Origin of the sequence: Pseudomonas frederiksbergensis, assembly GCF_003732665.1 — a bacterium.
GTDB lineage: Bacteria > Pseudomonadota > Gammaproteobacteria > Pseudomonadales > Pseudomonadaceae > Aquipseudomonas > Aquipseudomonas frederiksbergensis_G.
Genome location: NZ_MOBP01000021.1, coordinates 125,378 through 144,178, shown reverse-complemented (window position 1 = coordinate 144,178; position 18,801 = coordinate 125,378). Strand labels below are relative to the sequence as shown.

At 61.5% G+C, this 18,801-nt stretch carries 19 protein-coding genes and 1 pseudogene; 11 read left to right on the top strand and 9 right to left on the bottom strand.

From position 1 onward, the window contains the following. The first annotated feature begins 2 nt into the window (after positions 1 to 2). From nirB to BK665_RS27460, 4 genes are all read left to right on the top strand, one after another. Positions 3 to 2,564 carry a nitrite reductase large subunit NirB gene (gene nirB / locus BK665_RS27475; RefSeq protein ID WP_123409665.1) on the top strand — a complete coding sequence of 854 codons (2,562 nt, stop codon included), beginning with the start codon at positions 3 to 5 and terminating at the stop codon, positions 2,562 to 2,564. Next, entirely contained in the window at positions 2,564 to 2,950 is a 387-nt protein-coding gene (gene nirD, locus BK665_RS27470; protein WP_123409664.1) for a nitrite reductase small subunit NirD, read from the top strand. The genes nirB and nirD overlap by 1 nt, the downstream gene beginning before the upstream one ends. Positions 2,951 to 3,199: 249 nt before the next feature. Continuing rightward, on the top strand, positions 3,200 to 3,871 hold the full coding sequence (locus BK665_RS27465) for an ATPase (RefSeq protein ID WP_123409663.1): 672 nt from the start codon (positions 3,200 to 3,202) through the stop codon (positions 3,869 to 3,871). Between the two features lie 143 nt (positions 3,872 to 4,014). Continuing rightward, complete coding sequence (locus tag BK665_RS27460; RefSeq protein ID WP_123409662.1) at positions 4,015 to 4,800, top strand: DeoR/GlpR family DNA-binding transcription regulator; 786 nt, start codon at positions 4,015 to 4,017, stop codon at positions 4,798 to 4,800. 3 nt (positions 4,801 to 4,803) lie between these two features. On the opposite strand, the gene chrA is transcribed toward BK665_RS27460, so the two are convergent. Together chrA and BK665_RS27450 are read right to left on the bottom strand one after the other, a co-directional pair. Then, positions 4,804 to 6,138 (bottom strand): chromate efflux transporter, encoded by a 1,335-nt coding sequence (gene chrA, locus BK665_RS27455; protein ID WP_259699664.1) that lies wholly within the window; start codon positions 6,136 to 6,138, stop codon positions 4,804 to 4,806. 290 nt (positions 6,139 to 6,428) lie between these two features. After that, positions 6,429 to 7,280: a CAP domain-containing protein gene (locus BK665_RS27450; RefSeq protein ID WP_123409660.1), complete on the bottom strand. Its 852-nt coding sequence runs from the start codon at positions 7,278 to 7,280 to the stop codon at positions 6,429 to 6,431. Between the two features lie 152 nt (positions 7,281 to 7,432). Here BK665_RS27450 and BK665_RS27445 point away from each other — a divergent pair, with 152 nt between their 5' ends. Then, positions 7,433 to 8,056, top strand: a complete 624-nt coding sequence (locus tag BK665_RS27445; protein ID WP_123409659.1) for a cell wall hydrolase — start codon at positions 7,433 to 7,435, stop codon at positions 8,054 to 8,056. Positions 8,057 to 8,502: 446 nt separating this feature from the next. On the opposite strand, the gene BK665_RS27440 is transcribed toward BK665_RS27445, so the two are convergent. The 6 genes from BK665_RS27440 to BK665_RS27415 form a co-directional block, all read right to left on the bottom strand. Continuing rightward, complete coding sequence (locus BK665_RS27440) at positions 8,503 to 8,715, bottom strand: YXWGXW repeat-containing protein (protein WP_123409658.1); 213 nt, start codon at positions 8,713 to 8,715, stop codon at positions 8,503 to 8,505. Positions 8,716 to 8,788: 73 nt separating this feature from the next. Then, the gene (locus BK665_RS27435; RefSeq protein WP_123409657.1) at positions 8,789 to 9,109 is read right to left on the bottom strand and encodes a YXWGXW repeat-containing protein; all 321 of its coding nucleotides are present in this window, start codon (positions 9,107 to 9,109) and stop codon (positions 8,789 to 8,791) included. Between the two features lie 318 nt (positions 9,110 to 9,427). Further along, complete coding sequence (locus BK665_RS27430) at positions 9,428 to 10,126, bottom strand: dienelactone hydrolase family protein (protein WP_123409656.1); 699 nt, start codon at positions 10,124 to 10,126, stop codon at positions 9,428 to 9,430. 33 nt (positions 10,127 to 10,159) lie between these two features. Beyond that, a complete protein-coding gene (locus tag BK665_RS27425) occupies positions 10,160 to 10,783 on the bottom strand; it encodes a glutathione S-transferase family protein (protein WP_123409655.1) in 624 nt (207 codons plus the stop codon). Between the two features lie 51 nt (positions 10,784 to 10,834). After that, on the bottom strand, positions 10,835 to 11,350 hold the full coding sequence (locus BK665_RS27420; RefSeq protein WP_123409654.1) for an HvfX family Cu-binding RiPP maturation protein: 516 nt from the start codon (positions 11,348 to 11,350) through the stop codon (positions 10,835 to 10,837). 290 nt (positions 11,351 to 11,640) lie between these two features. After that, a complete protein-coding gene (locus BK665_RS27415) occupies positions 11,641 to 12,264 on the bottom strand; it encodes a ferric reductase-like transmembrane domain-containing protein (RefSeq protein ID WP_123409653.1) in 624 nt (207 codons plus the stop codon). A 208-nt stretch (positions 12,265 to 12,472) separates the two neighbouring features. Between BK665_RS27415 and glsB the strand changes: the two genes are divergently transcribed. The 5 genes and pseudogenes from glsB (at position 12,473) to BK665_RS27395 (ending at position 16,472) form a co-directional block, all read left to right on the top strand. Further along, positions 12,473 to 13,381: a glutaminase B gene (gene glsB, locus BK665_RS27410; protein ID WP_123409652.1), complete on the top strand. Its 909-nt coding sequence runs from the start codon at positions 12,473 to 12,475 to the stop codon at positions 13,379 to 13,381. 103 nt (positions 13,382 to 13,484) lie between these two features. Further along, positions 13,485 to 14,126, top strand: a pseudogene (locus BK665_RS35425) (methyl-accepting chemotaxis protein); the annotation flags it as partial. 9 nt (positions 14,127 to 14,135) lie between these two features. Beyond that, positions 14,136 to 14,552: a CZB domain-containing protein gene (locus tag BK665_RS35420; RefSeq protein ID WP_375538952.1), complete on the top strand. Its 417-nt coding sequence runs from the start codon at positions 14,136 to 14,138 to the stop codon at positions 14,550 to 14,552. 66 nt (positions 14,553 to 14,618) lie between these two features. Next, positions 14,619 to 16,121, top strand: a complete 1,503-nt coding sequence (locus tag BK665_RS27400) for an aldehyde dehydrogenase family protein (RefSeq protein WP_123409650.1) — start codon at positions 14,619 to 14,621, stop codon at positions 16,119 to 16,121. Between the two features lie 60 nt (positions 16,122 to 16,181). Further along, positions 16,182 to 16,472 carry a BON domain-containing protein gene (locus BK665_RS27395; protein WP_123409649.1) on the top strand — a complete coding sequence of 97 codons (291 nt, stop codon included), beginning with the start codon at positions 16,182 to 16,184 and terminating at the stop codon, positions 16,470 to 16,472. A gap of 9 nt (positions 16,473 to 16,481) precedes the next feature. Here the strand turns inward: BK665_RS27395 and BK665_RS27390 are convergent, their stop codons facing one another. Next, positions 16,482 to 17,378, bottom strand: coding sequence for a DMT family transporter (locus BK665_RS27390; RefSeq protein ID WP_123409648.1), 897 nt, complete (start codon positions 17,376 to 17,378; stop codon positions 16,482 to 16,484). 87 nt (positions 17,379 to 17,465) lie between these two features. On the opposite strand from BK665_RS27390, the gene BK665_RS27385 reads away from it, so the two are divergent. Beyond that, positions 17,466 to 18,797, top strand: a complete 1,332-nt coding sequence (locus BK665_RS27385; RefSeq protein WP_123409834.1) for an aminotransferase-like domain-containing protein — start codon at positions 17,466 to 17,468, stop codon at positions 18,795 to 18,797. The last annotated feature ends 4 nt before the right edge of the window (positions 18,798 to 18,801 follow it).

Below are 18,801 nucleotides of genomic sequence, written 5' to 3'. Positions count from 1 at the left end.
TTATGAACTCCAAAGTTGCCGCGTTGAACCACCTGCCAACCCTGATCGTGATCGGCAATGGCATGGTCGGACACCATTGCGTTGAACAACTGATCGAGCGCGGGGCGCTGAACCACTATCGCCTGCATGTCTTCAGCGAAGAGCCGATGCGTGCCTACGACCGCGTGCATTTGTCCGAGTACTTCACCGGCCGCGATGCCGAGTCGTTGGCGCTGTCCGAGGCATCGCTGTACCAGACGCCCGGCGTCACGTTGCACTTGGGCGTGCCGGTGCTGGAAATCGACCGTGTTCGACGCGAAGTCATTACGGCCCAAGGTTGCGTTGCCTATGACAAATTGGTCTTGGCCACCGGCTCTTATCCGTTTGTGCCGCCGATTGAAGGCGCCGAGGGTGATTCGCGGCTGGTGTATCGCACGCTGGAAGACCTTGATGCCATTCGTGCAGCGGCGGGGAATGCCCGGCGCGGCGTGGTGGTGGGCGGGGGCTTGCTCGGTCTGGAAGCGGCCAACGCCCTGAAAAGCCTGGGCCTGGAAGCGCATGTCGTCGAGTTCGCCCCACGGCTGATGCCAGTGCAACTGGACGACTTCGGTGGCCTGGCGCTGAAGACGCAAATTGAACGCCTGGGCGTTGGCGTGCACCTGTCCCGGGCTACGCAGTCGATCAGCGTGGGGCAGGATTACCGCTACCGGATGAATTTCGCCAACGATGAGTTTCTCGAAACCGACTTGATCGTGTTCTCCGCCGGTATCCGCGCCCAGGACTCGCTGGCGCGCCAATGTGCCCTGGACATTGGTCCCCGTGGCGGCGTGGTGATCAACGACCAATGCCTGACCGACGACCCGAACATCTACGCCATCGGCGAGTGCGCGGCGTGGAACGGCAGCGTGTTTGGCCTGGTCGCGCCGGGCTACCAGATGGCCCGAAATGTCGCGGCGCAGTTGTGCCAACAAGACGCTGAGCCATTTATGGGCGCGGACATGTCGACCAAGCTCAAATTACTCGGTGTCGATGTCGGCTCCATCGGCGACGCCCACGGCCAGACGCCGGGCGCCCGCAGCTACCAATTCATCGACGAAGCGACCGCCAGCTACCGGCGTCTGGTGGTGGACGCCAGCGGCAAGTACGTCTTGGGGGCGGTGCTGGTCGGCGACAACAGCTATTACGACACGCTGTTGCAATACATGCAGAACGCAATTGCCTTGCCGGCGGAACCGGCCAGCCTGATCCTGCCAACCACAGAAGGCGCACCGACCCTCGGCCCCGGCGCATTACCCGAAACCGCTACCCTGTGCTCGTGCCACAACGTCACCAAAGGCGCGATCTGCTCGGCCATCGACGGCGGCTGCACCGACCTCGGCCTGCTCAAATCCCAAACCAAGGCCTGCACCGGTTGCGGTGGTTGCGCCGGGTTGCTCAAGCAGGTTTTCGAACATGAGTTGATCGCCCGTGGCGTCAGTGTCGACAAAAGCCTGTGCGAACACTTCGCCTATACCCGCCAGGAACTCTATGCGCTGGTGCGGGTGGAAGGGGTGGTCACCTTCGAAGAATTGCTGGCCAGACACGGACGCGGCCACACCGGTTGCGACGTGTGCAAACCGGCGGTGGGCTCGATCCTCGCCTCGTGCTGGAACCAGCCGATTATGGACGCCTCGCTGGTGCCGTTGCAGGACACCAACGACACCTTCATGGCCAACATGCAGAAAAACGGCACCTATTCCGTGGTGCCGCGCATTCCCGGTGGCGAGATCACCGCTGACAAGCTGATCGCAATTGGCGTGGTGGCGAAGAAATACGAGCTCTACACCAAAATCACCGGCGGCCAGCGCATCGACCTGTTCGGCGCGCAGTTGCACGAACTACCGGACATCTGGAGCGAACTGATCGAAGCCGGATTCGAAACCGGCCACGCTTACGGCAAATCCACGCGCACGGTGAAGTCTTGCGTCGGCAGCACCTGGTGCCGTTATGGCGTGCAGGACAGCGTGAAAATGGCCCTGCTGATCGAGGACCGCTACAAAGGCCTGCGCTCGCCGCACAAACTTAAATTCGCCGTGTCCGGCTGCACCCGCGAATGCGCCGAGGCGCAGAGCAAGGACGTCGGCGTAATCGCCACCGAGAAGGGCTGGAACCTCTACATCTCCGGCAATGGCGGCATGCGTCCGCGCCACGCCGAACTGTTCGCCACCGACCTCGATGACGAAACCCTGATCCGCTACATCGACCGCTTCCTGATGTTCTACATCCGCACCGCCGACAAATTGCAGCGCACCTCGGTGTGGCGCGAAAGCCTGGAGGGCGGTCTGGAGTTCCTCAAAGCGGTGATCATCGACGACAGCCTCGGCCTCGGCGCCGAACTCGAAGCGCAGATGCAACTGGTGGTCGATCGCTATGAGTGTGAATGGGCCAACGCCCTCAAGGACCCGGAAAAACTCAAGCGCTTCCGCACCTTCGTCAACGACAAACGCCCGGACCCGGACATCCATTTCGTCCAGGAACGCGGCCAGCGGCGTCCGATCATGGCCGCCGAACTCAACCTGATCCCGGTCACCGAGGAGATTGCCTGATGAGTCCATCCAACACCCAGCGGATTGCCGTTCTGGACAATACCGAAGCCTGGCAAAGTGTTTGCGCGCAACAGGATTTGGTCAGCAACTCAGGCGTGGTCGTCTGGCTCGACGGCGCACAAGTAGCGCTGTTCTACCTGCCGGACGCCGAGGGGCAGACCCTGTTTGCCATCGACAACCACGACCCGCAATCCGGGGCGAATGTCATCGGCCGTGGATTGATTGGAAGCATCAAGGGCGATCTGGTGGTGGCGTCGCCGATCTACAAACAGCATTTTCGCCTGGAGGATGGGCGTTGCCTGGAGTATCCGCAGCAGTGCTTGCGGGTGTGGCCGGTGCGCTTGAACGGCGGGGTGGTGGAAATCGGAACGCCGATCACCCGCTAGCGCGCAAATTCTGTGGGAGCGGGCTTGCTCGCGAAGGCATTGGGTCAGTCGACATCTTTATTGAATGTTAATCCGCGTTCGCGAGCAGGCTCGCTCCCACAAGGTGACGGCGTCAGTGCTGTTTGAGTGCCTGGACTCAGTCGACCATTCGTTCAATCGATAGTGATCATCAAAAAATGCGAGTTCTGTTTTTCCAGCATCGGAGGAGGATAGCGTCATACCGATCTCGCTTCTGAAGGAACCTGCGCGATGAGAATTTCAACTGCTTTCGCCCTTGTCGCCGTACTGACCGGCGCTTTCGCCGCCACCACCCCGGCCTTCGCCGCCGACCCACAGGCCTGCCACTTCCTGCCGATGGGGGACAGCAGCGCCAACCTGCAACATTCCCAATCGGTGGGCGTGCTTTACAGCGAAAACACCGTCAACACCCTGCAATACCTTGAGAGCTACCACACCGTCGCGGTCAACGGCAGCAAGAATGCCGCCCTCGATCCGCGCATCAGCAACGCCTTCATCAAAAGCTCCGATCCGACCCTGGCGATCAACTGGCTGATGGGGTCGTTGCAGAAACAATTCGCCTCGGTCACCGTCTACGACAACCTCGACGCCCTGGTGCAAGCCAAGCCCGACGTGGTGGTGATGCTCGACACCTACAACCGCCTCGTGAGCAAGCGCAACAATCAGGTGGAAGCGCGTTTCCTCGCCAAGTTCTACGACGCGAACCTGCAATACATCGGTCAGGCCGAAGGCGCCCGCGAACAGCAAATGCCATCGGTGTGGGTGCACGGTAAAGCCGCGCCGGAGATTGCGGCGCAGATTGACCAACAAACCGAGTTGCAGGTGAATGCCCTGAAACAGTTCGATGCGTCGCTGAAGGCGCTGGTGACCTCGGGCAATGTGGCACGGGTGGCGAACAACTAAGAGGGCGGTTTGAAAAGGGTCAGTAGAGTTGTAGCTGTGACGAGTAACCGGTGGCGGGCTTAGCTATCGGCATTAGGCCACTGGATTGTATTTATGCAGGGCTTTGGCTAATCTCGCACAAACCCGCAAGATCAGGCAAAATCATGCATACCGCCATCGAGCTTCCTTCCCTGCGCCGGCAAAAAATCCTCTTGATCCTCGAACGTGACGGCAAGGTCATGGCGTCCGAGTTGAGCCAGCATTTCTCCGTCTCCGAAGACACCATCCGCCGCGACTTGGCAGAGCTGGACACTGCTGGCCTGGTCCAGCGGGTGCACGGTGGGGCGTTGCCGCGGCCCAAGGACACGGGCAAGGATTTCTTCACTCGGGTCAGCGAAACCGATGAGGTGAAATCCCACTTGGCGCAACTCGCGGCGCGGTACGTGAAGAACGGCCAGATTGTGATTTTCGATTCGGGCTCCACCACGTTGCAGATTGCCCGGTCGTTGCCTGCGGACATTGTTATCACCGCTGTCACCGCTTCGCCGATGATCGCGATCACCCTGGCCGAGTTCAAAGGCATCAAGGTGATCCTGGCCGGTGGTCAACTGAATCCGGCAACGATGTCGGCCAGCGGGCATGAGACGCTGCGACTGTTCCAGGGGATCAAGGCGGATCTGCTGTTCACCGGCGTCTGTGCGATTCATCCCGACGTCGGCATCAGCTCGTTGCACTTCGATGAAGTGCCGGTGAAGCAGGCAATGCTCGACAGCGCGGCCCATGTGGTGGCGGTTTCCACGGCGGACAAACTGGGTGCGGTGGAGCCGTTCGTCGTGGCGCCGTGCCGACGCATCCAGACGCTGATCACCGAGCGGTATCTGGCCTCGGGCAATGTCGAGGATTACCAGCGGCTGGGGATCGACGTGGTGCAGCAAGACACCGCGCTGTAACGGTCAGCGCAACAGATGCACGGCCAACCCGATCAGGGCGCAGCCGATCAGTACTTCAATCACCCCGCGCTTGAAGCGAAACAAGGCAATCGCCGCCGCCAGCGCCAGCAGCGCCGAAGGCCAGTCGAGGTGGCCGCTGAAGCCGCTCGGCCAGAGCACGTGGTAACCGAAGAAGCACGCGAGGTTGAGAATCACCCCGACCACGGCGGCCGTGATCGCGGTCAGGGGTGCGGTGAATTTCAGTTCGTTGTGGGTCGACTCCACCAGCGGCCCGCCGGCGAGGATGAACAGGAACGAAGGCAGGAAAGTGAACCAGGTCACCAGCGTGGCGGCGAGGGCGCCGGCGAAAAACACGTGGTCGGCGCCGAACACCTGCTGCACATAAGCACCGACAAATGCGACGAAGGCCACCACCATGATCAGCGGCCCTGGGGTGGTTTCGCCCAGCGCCAGGCCATCGATCATTTGCGTCGGCGTCAGCCAGCCGTAGTGCCCGACCGCGCCCTGATACACGTAGGGCAGCACGGCGTAGGCACCGCCGAAGGTCAGCAGCGCGGCTTTGGTGAAGAACCAGCCCATCTGGGTCAAGGTGCCGTCCCAGCCGAACAGCAGGGTGAGCAGACCCATCGGCACCAGCCATAACACCGCGCCGATGACGGCCAGGCGCAGCAATTTTATTGCGCTGAAACGCGCATGTTCGGGTGTCGGGGTGTCGTCATCGATCAGCGCCGGGCCATAGGAAGTTTGCGCCGCGCGGTGGCCGCCATGGCTGAACTTGCCCGGGGCCAGGCGTCCGCCGACATAGCCGATGAGCGCCGCGCCCAACACAATCAACGGAAACGGCACATTGAAGGCGAAGATGGCAACGAACGACGCCGCCGCGATGCCCCACAGCCAGTTGTTCTTCAGCGCCCGGGAGCCGATGCGATGGGCGGCCTGCAGCACAATCGCGGTGATCGCAGGCTTGATTCCATAAAACACGCCCGCCACCACCGGCACATCCCCGAACGCGATGTACAGCCACGACAACCCGATCAGGATAAACAGCGACGGCAACACAAACAGCCCGCCGGCCATCACGCCGCCCCAGGTGCGGTGCATCAGCCAGCCGATGTAGGTCGCCAATTGTTGCGCCTCCGGGCCGGGCAGCAGCATGCAATAGTTGAGCGCATGCAGAAACCGTCGCTCGGAAATCCAGCGCCGCCGCTCGACGAGTTCCTGATGCATGATCGAAATCTGCCCGGCCGGGCCGCCGAAACTGATCAAGCCGAGCTTGAGCCAGAACAGGAAGGCTTCGCGCAGGGGGATGGGTTGGGGTTTTGCGAGTGCGTCGCGCAAGAGGTGAGCCTTTTTCAACGACTGCGAGCTGCTAACAGTAGCGGTGAAGCGCCGATTCGGGTAGTCGGCGGCACATCCAGCAATGATGTGACGGATATACCGCCATCGCTGTAGGAGCAAAGCTTGCTCGCGAAGGCGACGGCACATCCAGTACGGCTGTGACTGACAGATCGCTATCGCTGTAGGAGCAAAGCTTGCTCGCGAACGCGACGGCACATCCAGTATGGCTGTGACTGACAGATCGCTATCGCGAGCAAGCTTTGCTCCTACAGGGGGAATGTGGCGGGCGGTTACTGGGTGCCGAACATCGCCGTCCAGTAGATTCCGCCATCACTTTTCGGATCGACCGCATAGGCCGCGCCCAATTCGCGGAATTGCGGGTTCATCAAATTGGCGCAATGCCCGGGGCTGCCGAGCCAGCCATCGACCACTTTGCGCGGGGTGTCTTGCCCGGCGGCGATGTTTTCGCCGATCTGCTGGGCGATGTAGCCGCCCAGTTCCGCGCGGTCGCCGGGGGTGCTGCCGTCGCGGCCCTTGTGATCGAAGTAGTTGTTGTTGGCCATGTCGCGGCTGTGGGTTTCGGCAGCGGCGCCCAGCGTGGCGTTCCAGGCCAGCGGCGTGGTGGCGGCGAACGGTTGGCCGCCGCATTGGCGCGGTTGGGCGCGGGCGGCGTTGAGCAGTTCCAGCAGTTTCTGCCCCTCGGCGGCCGCATCGCCCAGACGTGCGCTCAGGAGCGGACGGGCGAGTACGATGCGCCATTCCGAGCCTGAGTGACTGACCCCGACATCAATGAATTGCGGGTTCAGCACAACCTGGCAAAAGCTTTCCTGCACCGCCTTCATGGCCGACGTTGCATCACGCGGCCCGGACAGGGTGATCGCCTGCACATTGACCATCGGATATTTCGCCTGCGCCATGGCTTGTTGCAGGTCGATGAAGCCACTGGCGGGCAAGATCAGGCGCGGATCGGCGGCCAGCGGCGGCAGCTCCGACGACACCTGGCCGCCACAACGCTGCACCTGGCTGCGATAGCTATTGATCGACTGAACCAGTTGCGTCTCGTCGGTGGCCATGGCCGTGGTGGCAAAGAACAGGCCCAGCGACAACCCGGTTACAGACAAAACGGATGACAGAACGCGCATGAAAATCCCCCTTGAACGGACTGCGCCCATGATGCGCGATTTCTTCCCGTTAAGGGCAGCGGCTTTTTGCGGTTTGCCGTCGGCCTATTGGAACGATTTGCCGGCTACACTGTAGCGAAGTCGCTCGTCGACGTCCTACAGAGCCGCCCATCATGCGTTTCCCGTGGATAGCCGCCTGCCTTGCTATCACCCTGGTTGCAGGCCAGGTTTTCGCTGACGATCAGGAACAGAAAAAAGAAGTGGCCGTGGATAAGGCCCAGGTGCTGGAAGAGAAAGCCGCCGACAAGGGCAGCGCGGCCCCGGCACCGAAAAAGGGCGAGACCATCACCCAGTCGGAAGTCCAGGCGGTAGACCCGGCCGGCACCGCGCCGCTGGACGAAGCCATCACCTGCCTGGCCCGCAGTATTTACTGGGAAGCCAAGGGCAAGGACTCCGCCGACATGGAAGCGGTGGCCAACGTAGTGATGAATCGCCTCGGGCACGAGGGTTTTCCGGATACGGTGTGCGGGATCGTCAAGCAGGGCTCGGAAAAACATGCCTGCCAGTTTTCCTGGTGGTGCGATGGCAAGCCGGACACGGCTCAGGAAGATGTCCCTTACGCGCTGGCCAAGGAAATCGCGCGCAAGGCGCTGAACAAGCAACTACCGGATCGCACCCACGGCGCGATGTATTTCCATGACAAGACGGTCAAGCCGGATTGGGCCCGTGAATACATCAAGACCGCCCAGATCGGCTTGTTCACGTTCTACAAACCCCATGACGGGTCGGCGAAATAGCGCTTCAGGCGTGACCCAGCGCAATGGCGAAGGACACCACGATAAGACAGGCAATCGCCAGATTGAAATTCATGAGGAAGTCGTCCGAGCTGTTTTAGGTGGTGCCATCCTGAACAGGTCGGGGGCAAATGAAAAATTCGCATTCGTGATGTAAATGATCGAGAGAAATGATGGGTGGGCGGGCAGGCTTCGATTTCTGCGGTGAACGTCAGTCCGCCTTCGCGAGCAGGCTCGCTCCCACACTGGATGGGTGTTGCACCTGAAATTCACGCACACCACCGAACCCCTGTGGGAGCGGGCTTGCTCGCGAAGGCGGCGTATCAGGCAACTTCTACAGTGACTGACATGCCCTCTTCGCGAGCAAGCCCGCTCCCACATTGATTCTGTGGCACTCACAAATCCTTTGTGGGAGCGAGCCTGCTCGCGAAAGGGCCTTCAGCCTCTACTCAATACCCTTTCCAATGCCCCGGCACCCACACCCATTCGTTGTGAGCCCAACGATACTGCCCGGCCACCCAGTGATAACCCGGTGCCGGCATCACCGGGACCATTTCCACTCGCGGTGGCGGTCGGTGCGGTCGGGCCGGTTCGATGATGCAGCCGGACAGGGTGATCGCCATGAGGCTGGCAATCAGGGTGGTCTTGAAGATTCGGGACATGAGCAGGTTCCTTGATCCATACGCGCCGCGCCTGAATGGCGGACGGGTGATTCAGCGTCTAGCGGTCGGCGGCTCAGCGCACCCAGCGACCTTCGATCCAGTACCAGTTCGGCCCACGTGCTTCCCAATGCCCCGGCATCCAGCGTCCGCCGTGGTGCATGCGCTGCCAATGACCGGGCTCCCAGACATAACCGCGACCGTCCCAGCGCCAGTGGCCGTTGTCCCAGGCATAGCCGGGACGGGCCATGGGCACCGGTTCCATGCGCACGGGTGGCGGCGCCTGGCGAATGATGATCTCGGGCTGGGCGAACGCCGGCGTGCTCGCCAGCGCGGCCAGCGCCAGGGGGACGAGCAACCAATGCCGCAACTTGATCAGGGGGCGCACAGCGTTCATGACAACTCCTCAGGCCGCATCCGAAAGTGGATGGTGTTGATCCATTGGACGTCGAATCGGGAAAAGATTGGTCCCGCGAAAAATGAAATTTTCTTCAGGTTGGCGGCGGCGTTCGAGAGGGCGAACAGCGCGGCAGACGAAGGCGATCTACAGCATCGCGTTGCTGTTCTCGGAGGAAGAAACGCAAATCTGTTGATGCTCAAAAAAAATGTGGGAGCGGGCTTGCTCGCGAAAGCGGTGTGTCAGGCAACATATTTGTCGACTGGACTGACGCCTTCGCGAGCAAGCCCGCTCCCACAGGGGGGGTTGCGCTGGGGTTTAGAGTTCCATGCCCAGGAAGATCAGGGTATTGCCATGGGCCTCGACCGCTGCACGCTGGTTGTAGCTCTCGCGGTGTGAGCAGTTGAAACCATGCTCGGCTTCCGGATAAACCACGATCTCCACATTGTCGTTAGTGTCGAAACGCTCGGCGATTTTCTCCACGGCTTCCAATGGAATGTGGCTGTCCGCTTCGCCGAAGTGCATCAGAATCGGCACCTGGATTTCATCGGCACGGTCCAATTGGTTCTGGATGCCGCCGCCGTAATAGGCGATGGCCACGTCGACGAAACCGTTGGCGGCGGTGTGGTACGACAGCAGGCCGCCAAAGCAGTAACCGATGGAAGCGATGCCGCCATCCAGGCCCGGTTGGGCTTGCAGGGCGTCGATGGCCAATTTGATGTCAGCCTGGGCCGCGTTCACGTCGGTGGCATTCATCAGTTCAACCGCGCGTTTCCAGCCGGCTTCGTCATAGGTCAGTTCGATGCGCGGGCCGCTGCGCCAGAACAGGTCCGGTGCGATCACCAGGTAGCCGTCGGCGGCGTATTGCTCGGCGACCGAGCGGATGTGTTCGTTGACGCCGAAGATCTCCTGGATCAACACAATCCCCGGACCTTTTTGGGTATGGGGAATCGCCAGGTAAGCACCGAATTTACCTTCGGGGCTGTCGATCTCGATCCATTGGGTGGTCACGCTCATGGTGGCTCCTGTCTTCGTCAGTGAAAGTTGGATTTATTGCGGGATAGTCGCCTGGAAACTTGGCAAGGCCTGCAGACGTTTCCACCATTCGGCGAAACCGTCCACGGCGAACACTTGCGCTGCATCCGGTGTAATCGCGATATAGGCACAGGCCGGGGCCAGGTAGAAATCGCTGAAACTTGGGTTGAGCCCGGCGATGAACGGATCATTACCTTTGATCTTCATCAATTCGCGGATGACACGCTTGGCATTTTCGATGCCTTTGCGCCGCGAGTCCTCATTCTGCCCGCCGATGAAATCAGGAAACAAGTGAAACCCGAACACCGAGACCAAGGCGCCGTAACCATAGGCGTCGTAAATGCTCATGGCCATGTGATTACGGGCGCGGTCATGGGCGTTGTCCGGGGTCAGCGACGGGCCGGGCAGCACTTCATCCAGATAGGCCATGATCGCCGCGGTTTCGATGATCCGGAAACCGTCGTGGTCGATCACCGGCACCTTGCCGAAAGGGTGGCGCACCAGGTGTTCCGGCAGGTGCGGTTCGCCTTTGATGACATTGACCTGCACCTGATCGAAATCCGCGCCTTTCTCGACCAGCAGCATCTTGGCTGTTCGTACGTAAGTGCTGCCGTCAAAACCGTACAGTGTGAGGCTCATGAACGGGCTCCATTTTTATCGATTATGGGGAGTTATCGAGACACTGACGTTTCAGCGGTTAGCACGACGCCAGAAGAATCGAGCCAGCAATGCATCAAGGCTGAGCTTGCCGGCACCGGACAATAACAGCGGCATCAGTGCGGCCAGGTAGATCAGCGGCAGCTTGAAGTTACCGTGACCCTTATTAGTGATGGCGTAGCCTTGGGCAAGTTCACTCAATGTAGACCAATCGGCCGGCCAGTGGACAGCGGCGGTGGCGACCACGGTGACCACCATCAGGCTGATCGCCGACACCCGCGTGCCCAGGCCCACCAGCAGGGCGAGGGCGCAAATCAGCTCGGCCCACATCGACAACTCCCAGTTCAAATGGGCGGAAACATGGTTGAACGGAAACGGGAAGGCGTCTTGGATATCGGCAAACCAGTTCTCGCCGTTCCATTTCTCCAGTCCCGACTCGAAAAACTCCCAGGCCAGGAAAATGCGCAGGGTCAGTGGCGCAATCCAGCTGCCGGCGCGGTCGAGGTTCAGGTGCAGGCCTTTGACGGCCGAAGACAGTGCAATGTTCATGGGCTTGATCTCCGTTGAGGGCTTGGATTGGCCTCGCCAATCGACCAGCACATTTCATCAATGGGGTGTATCCGGGGTGTGTCGCGGGGGCGGGCTTTTGACGCCTTGGTGTGTCTGGGAAGGGGTTGTACACACTCAGATACATAGCCAAACGCAGAATCCCCAAACACCAAAAATTCCCCTGTGGGAGCGGGCTTGCTCGCGAAAGCGGTGTGTCAGCCAAATTGATGTCGACTGACACTGCGCCTTCGCGAGCAAGCCCGCTCCCACAGAGGGGACAGTGGTGGATTTCAGGTATAGGCAACCCGCTGGCTACGCTTATTCCTCACCGCGAGTTTGCCCACCCACCGCAGCGCAATCGCCGCGCACATGATCCCGAACGGCAGCACATACCAGGCACTCATCGGTATCCGCTTGAAGTTTGAGTAGGTAAACACCGCCGCAATCACCCACATCCCCGTCACATGCAGGGCCTTCCAGGCCTTGGGGCCGATCATCTTCGCGGTGGTTTTGAACGAGGTCAGCGCCATCAACACAATGAACAGATAACCCACCGAGCCGGGAATGTTGCCGACGGTGGTGCGTCCCGGCCAGAACTCCGTATTCAACTGCCCATAGCTGTAGATCAATACCGCATGCACCAGATGGGAAAAGGCAAACGCCAGGCCGATAAACCGTCGCTCGCGCACCAGGGATTTAGTGAACGGCGAGGGCACCAGCACGGCAAATGCAGACGCCAGAAACGCCGCGAGAAACAGTGCAAACGAAGTCCGGGCCGTGGCGCGGATGGCGCTGCGGGTGGCTTCCACCAGATCGGGGTTGAGCACCAGGATCAGGCCGGTCATCAGCAGCACCAGCAAGGACAACAGGCCAAACAGCGACCAGCCGTGGTAGCGCGGGATTGAGGTATTCATGGCAACACTCCGGAACAAGGGCCGACCAAGGTCAGCAGACACCCAAAGTGTTCCAGCGCGGTGTGTTGGCGATATGTCCCGAAAACCTCTTCATGTATCAGGACCGGCGCCAGATACATTCCTCTACAAAACTGTGATCCGCCCAGCGCGGGTGGCGTCTAGCGTCTGTGTCCCCGCAAACCCATGGGGCGAGACTTCGGAACCCGGCATGCAAGCGCTGTTGAACGAGATCCTTGACGCAGTTCGTCCCCTGATCGGCCAGGGCAAGGTGGCTGACTACATTCCCGCCCTCGGCACGGTGCCGGCCAACCAATTGGGCATTGCCGTGTATGGCAATGATGGCGAGCTGTACTGCGCCGGTGACGCCGAGACGCTGTTTTCAGTGCAGAGTATTTCCAAGGTGTTCAGCCTGGTGCAGGCCATCGATCATTCCGGCGAGGCAATCTGGGAACGCCTCGGTCACGAGCCGTCCGGCCAGCCGTTCAACTCCCTGGTGCAGCTGGAATTCGAACGCGGCCGCCCGCGCAATCCGTTTATCAACGCCGGGGCGCTGGTGATCTGTGACATCAACCAGTCACGCTTCGCCGCACCGGCCCTGTCGATGCGCGATTTTGTGCGGCGCCTGTCCGGCAACCCGCAAGTGATGGTGGACGGCAAGGTCGCCGACTCCGAATACCAGCACCGTGCGCGCAACGCCGCCATGGCGTACCTGATGCAATCCTTCGGCAATTTCCACAACGACGTCGAAGCCGTGTTGCGCAGCTATTTCAGCCACTGCGCCCTGCGCATGAGTTGCGTGGACCTGGCCCGGGCGTTCTGCTTCCTGGCCAACGACGGTTTCTGCAAACACAGCGGCGAGCAGATCCTCACCGCCCGCCAGACCCAGCAAGTCAACTCGATCATGGCCACCAGCGGCCTCTACGACGAAGCAGGCAACTTCGCCTACCGCGTCGGCCTGCCGGGCAAGAGCGGCGTCGGCGGCGGGATTGTCGCGGTGGTGCCGGGACAGTTCACGGTGTGCGTGTGGTCGCCGGAGCTGAACGCGGCGGGCAACTCCCTGGCGGGCATGGCGGCCCTGGAGCTGTTGAGCCAGCGCATTGGCTGGTCGGTGTTCTGACAGCGGTCTAGCGGTCTTTCGCCGGATTGGAGCTTTTACCCGGCCCCGTTCATTCGTATCGTCCGCGCTTTGACGCTTTGCGTCGGGTGGGCAGGGGATAGAGATGAATTTCGGATGGCGCAAGAAACCCGTCGCACAGAGCGCCGGTCCGCAGGCGATGGTCGTTGAACCAGTGGTGGTTGCCGTGGATGAAACGGCCCATCTGGCTGACCTGCGTGATCGCGATTTCTTCCGGGGCCTGGCCCGACACCTGCTGACCTGCGGTAACTCGCTGTCGCCGGTCAGCGAATCGTTCTCGATGCTCAACCATCGTCTCAAACTCAATCACCAACGGGCCGAAACCGTGGCCCGCGCCGCCGTGGATAACCGCGAGCGCGTCGGCCATCTGCAAGAGCAATCCCGGGTCATGGAAGCGGGGCTCGAAGCGCTGGAAGGGGTGATCACTCACTTGGTCGGCCGCGCCAGCGAGATTGACCGGATCGTCGACCTGATCAGCGACATTGCGCGCAAGACCAACCTGCTGGCCCTGAACGCCGCCATCGAAGCCGCCCGCGCCGGGGAAACCGGTCGCGGTTTTGCCGTGGTCGCCAGCGAAGTGCGCTTGCTGGCGGAGAAAACCGCCGAGGCGACCCGGGAAATCGTCAAGGAAACCTCGGCCATCCAGCAGCAAATCAGCGAGGCCAAACTGGCGATTTCGCAACAGAGCCAGGTCTCCAGTGCCTTCGGCGCAGTGATCGATAAAACTGCCGAGACCATGGCCGGCATGTACGACGAAGCGCAGCAGATGCAACGGGACATCGACCAGTCGCACCTGCTGTCCAACGTCGAACTGGCCAACCTGCAAGAGCTGACGCTCAAAGTCACGGTCTACGACCGCTTGCTCAACCCCAAGCCGCACGCGCCGCTCAAGCTGCCGGATGAAACCGAATGCCTGTTCGGCCAGTGGTACTACGGCGAGCAGAACCAGAGCCAGCAACGGGACGCCGATTTCCGCCGCATGGAAGTGCCCCATCGTTTGGTACACAGCAGTGGCCAGGCAGCGCTTGAGGCCCATGCCCGAGGCGAACTGGAGGTCACGCTCAAGCACGTCGGGCAAATGGAAGAAGCCAACGCGGCAGTCATGCGCACGGTCAAGGGATTGCTGCATTCGCGGCTGCAATCACCGGCCTGAAGGATGACGCTTGCAGGGTTTTGCTATACATTTTCCGGCCGCCCCCCTGCATGGTGAAACTGCTTCATGTCCCTGATGCTCGAACGTCTCGTCGCTGGCACGCCGATCCCTTTCGCTGGTAACCGTGTCTCCGTGGTCAGCCCCGAACTGGCGGCGCGCTTCCAGCCCGGTGACCATTTGCTGGTGGAGCAGGTCAGCGGCGAATTGTTGTTGATCCCGGTGGCGGACCAGCAAGCAGCGGCAGTGGCGATCGAGCGTGCGCAAGCGGCGTTCACGGCGATGTCGGCGGTGTCGGATGAAGCGATCAGCGAGTTTTTCGACCTGTTTGCCCAACGCCTGGGAACCCCCGAAACCTGGGCCTTGATCGAAGCCGCGAACCTGGCCGACATCGAGCGCGCCAAGGCCCGTGGCCGTTCCACAACGCGACTGCTGGCCGACGAACGCATGCGCCGCGACATGATCGCCGGCCTGCGAGCGTGGCGCGATGCGTCCGCCACCCGTGGCAAAGTCATCAGTTGCGTCGAGCATGACGGCTGGAAAGTCGAACAAGTGGTGTCGCCGCTGGGCATCGTCGCCTTCGTCTTCGAGGGCCGGCCGAATGTGTTTGCCGACGCCGCCGGCGTACTGCGCACCGGCAACACTGCCGTGTTGCGCATCGGCAGCGATGCCTTGGGCACCGCGCAAGCCATCGTCGAGCACGCGTTGAATCCGGCACTGGCCGATGCCGGGTTGCCGAGCGGCGCGGTGTCGCTGGTGGAAAGCGTCAACCACGCCGCCGGGTGGGCGATGTTCGCTGATCGACGTTTGTCGTTGGCCGTGGCCCGTGGATCGGGTCGCGCCGTCAGTCAATTGGGCAGCATCGCCCAGCAGGCAGGCACCGCTGTCAGCCTGCATGGCACCGGCGGTGCGTGGTTGATCGCCGATAAAGAGGCGGACGCCACACGGTTCGCCGCCGTGGTGCGCAACTCCCTGGACCGCAAGGTCTGCAACACCTTGAATGTCTGCCTGATCCAGCGCGACCGCGCCGCCGAACTGGTGCCGCTGTTTCTTGATGCGCTGCAACAGGCCGGTACGGCTCGCGGCCAAGGCTGCAAATTGCACATCGTCGAGGGCAGCGAATCTTGCTTGCCGAATGATTGGCAAACCGCCAGCGTCGAGGTCTATCGCGCCGAAGGCTACGTCACCGAAGCCTTGGCCGAACCCCTGGCGGAAGATCAATTGGGCCGCGAGTGGGAGTGGGAAGAAACCCCGGAAGTGAGCCTGAAAATCGTCGATGACCTGGATCAGGCCATCGCGCTGTTCAACCGCTACAGCCCGCAATTCACCGTGTCGCTGATCAGTGAAACCGCCGAGGCCCACGAGCGTTTCTACAACGCGGTGAATGCGCCGTTCGTGGGCAATGGCATCACCCGTTGGGTCGATGGCCAGTACGCGCTGAACAAGCCGGAACTGGGGCTTTCGAACTGGGAGAGTGGGCGACTGTTCGCTCGCAGCGCGATTCTCTCCGGCGATGGTGTGTTCACCATCCGCAGCCGCATGACTCAGGTCGATCTGTCGGTCAAACGCTGAGCCCTGGGGGGCGCACTATAATTAAGGGGTGTTTGTGATTGCGTGACGGAGGTTCGCACCATGAAACTTCATTCCTTTGAGCATTACTCCCATGACCTGGCCACGGTCGCCCGCGATGCGTGGATCACCACCCGGGTGAAATCGACCCTGGCCAGGGCCGAACCGGGTCTGGGCCTGCACATTCACGTCAAGACCCACGCGGGCATGGTGGCGTTGAGCGGCATGCTCGATACCCATCGCCAGTGCGATCAGGCGGTGAGCCTGGCCCGTGGGGTACATGGCGTCATCGAGGTCGATGGCAGTGCGTTGCGCACTCATGTGTTCAGGCCAGGAGGCCCTGACGAGCAATAATCCCGGCGTTTAGCGGGAAAACCTTCGCGCTCCGGCCACACACAGGATCACCGCAACGGTGACCGCGAGCATCCCCACGCTGACCTGCTCGTGCAGCAGGGTGGCCGCCAGCGCCAGGCCAAAAAACGGTTGCAGCAACTGAAGCTGGCCCACGGCGGCAATCCCGCCTTGGGCCAGCCCGCGATACCAGAACACAAAACCGATCAGCATGCTGAACAGCGACACATAGGCCAGGCTCAGCCAGGCCGGGGTGCTGATGGTCGAAAACGACGCGGGCAAGCGATACCAGGTCAGCGCCGCCATCACCGGCAGCGATACCAGCAACGCCCAGCAAATCACCTGCCAGCCGCCGAGGGTGCGGGACAGTTTCGCCCCTTCGGCATAACCCAGGCCGCAGACCACCACCGCCAGCAGCATCAGCAGATCGCCGGTGGGCGAGGCGGTCAGGCCTTGGGACACGGCGAATCCCACCACCAGCAAACTGCCCAGGATCGAGAACAGCCAGAACGCCGGTTTTGGCCGCTCGCCGCCGCGCAGCACGCCGAACACCGCAGTCGCCAACGGCAGCAGACCGATAAACACGATGGAGTGCGCGGAGGTCACGTATTGCAGGGCCAGCGCGGTCAGCAGCGGAAAGCCGACGACCACTCCCAGCGCCACCACGATCAACGGCAGAAACTGATGCCGGGCCGGGCGCTTTTCCTTGAACAACCACAGCAGACACAGCGCGAGTACACCGGCGATGGTGGCCCGGGCCACGGTCAGGAACACCGGGTCGAATTCCAGGACTGCCAGGCGTGTGGCAGGCAGTGAGCCGCTGAAAATCACCACGCCGATGAGGCCGTTGATCCAGCCGCGGGTGCTGTTTTCCAGCGGTGGGTTATTCAGGTTTGAGGTGCGTTCCATGGCGAGTCTCACTGGGTCAGGTTGCGTAAAGCCCATGCTATGACCGAAGATCAAGACAATCAAAAAATTGTCATGGATACATTTGCTATGGCGCGCTCTCGCTACAAGTCGCTGGTGGACACCTTTGCTGCTGATATCCGCTCGGGCCAATTGCCGCCCGGCACGCGCCTGCCCACGCACCGGCAGTTGGCGACCACGGAAGGTCTGGCGCTGGTCACCGCCAGTCGGGTGTATGCCGAGCTGGAGGCCATGGGCCTGGTCAGCGGCGAAACCGGGCGCGGCACCTTTGTCCGTGAAACGGCGTTGCCACCCAGTCTGGGTGTGCATCAGCCGAGCGTGGTCGCCGGGATGCTCGACCTGAATTTCAATTATCCGTCGTTGCCGGGCCAAGCCGATTTGTTACGAACAGCCCTGCGCCAATTGGCCCTGTCCGGTGATCTGGAATCCCACTTGCGTTACCAGCCCCACGCCGGTCGCCCCCATGAACGCGCCTCGGTGGCGCGCCATCTGCTGACCCGTGGATTGGCGGTGACAGCGGAGCAAGTGCTGATCGTCAGCGGTGCCCAGCACGGTTTGGCGGTAACGATGATGGCACTGCTGCAACCGGGGGATGTGATTGCCGCCGACGCCTTGACCTATCCCGGTTTCAAGGTGCTGGCCGAGGCGCTGCACCTTGAACTGGTGGCGATTGCGGTGACGGAGAGCGGGGTGGATCTGGATGGGTTGGAAAAGCTCTGCCAAAGCCGTTCGGTGCGCGCGGTCTACAGCATGCCGACTTTGCACAACCCGTTGGGCTGGGTGATGACGCTGGATCAGCGCGAACAACTGGTGTCGATCGCGCGCCAGCATGACCTGCTGATTATCGAGGACGCGGCTTACGCATTCCTCGCTGAAGCGCCGCCACCTCCCTTGGCTGAACTGGCCCCGGAACGCACGGTGTATGTGTCCGGGTTGTCCAAGAACATCGCCACCGGGTTGCGCGTCGGTTTCGTCGCCGCGCCAATGTCGAAAGTCCCGGCGCTGGAGCGCGCGATCCGCGCCACCACCTGGAACACCCCCGGCATCATGACGGCCATCGCCACTGCCTGGCTCGACGATGGCACCGTCACTTTGCTGGAAGCGCAAAAACGCGCAGATGCCCAGGCCCGGCAGACGCTGGTCGACGAGGTGTTGGCCGGTCTGCACTACGTGCGTCATCCCTGTTCCTACTTTGTCTGGCTGCCCTTGTCGGAGGAGGCCAGGGCGGACCAGATCGCCATGGCCTTGCTGCAGGAGCAGGTGGCGGTATCCACCGCCGAACCGTTCGCGATATCGGTCCATGTCCCCCATGCGATTCGCCTGGCGCTGGGCTCGGTGGACATGAACTCGCTGCGGCTCGCGCTGATGAAAGTGAAGCAGGTGGTGGGGCCTTGGTTTTAGTTCT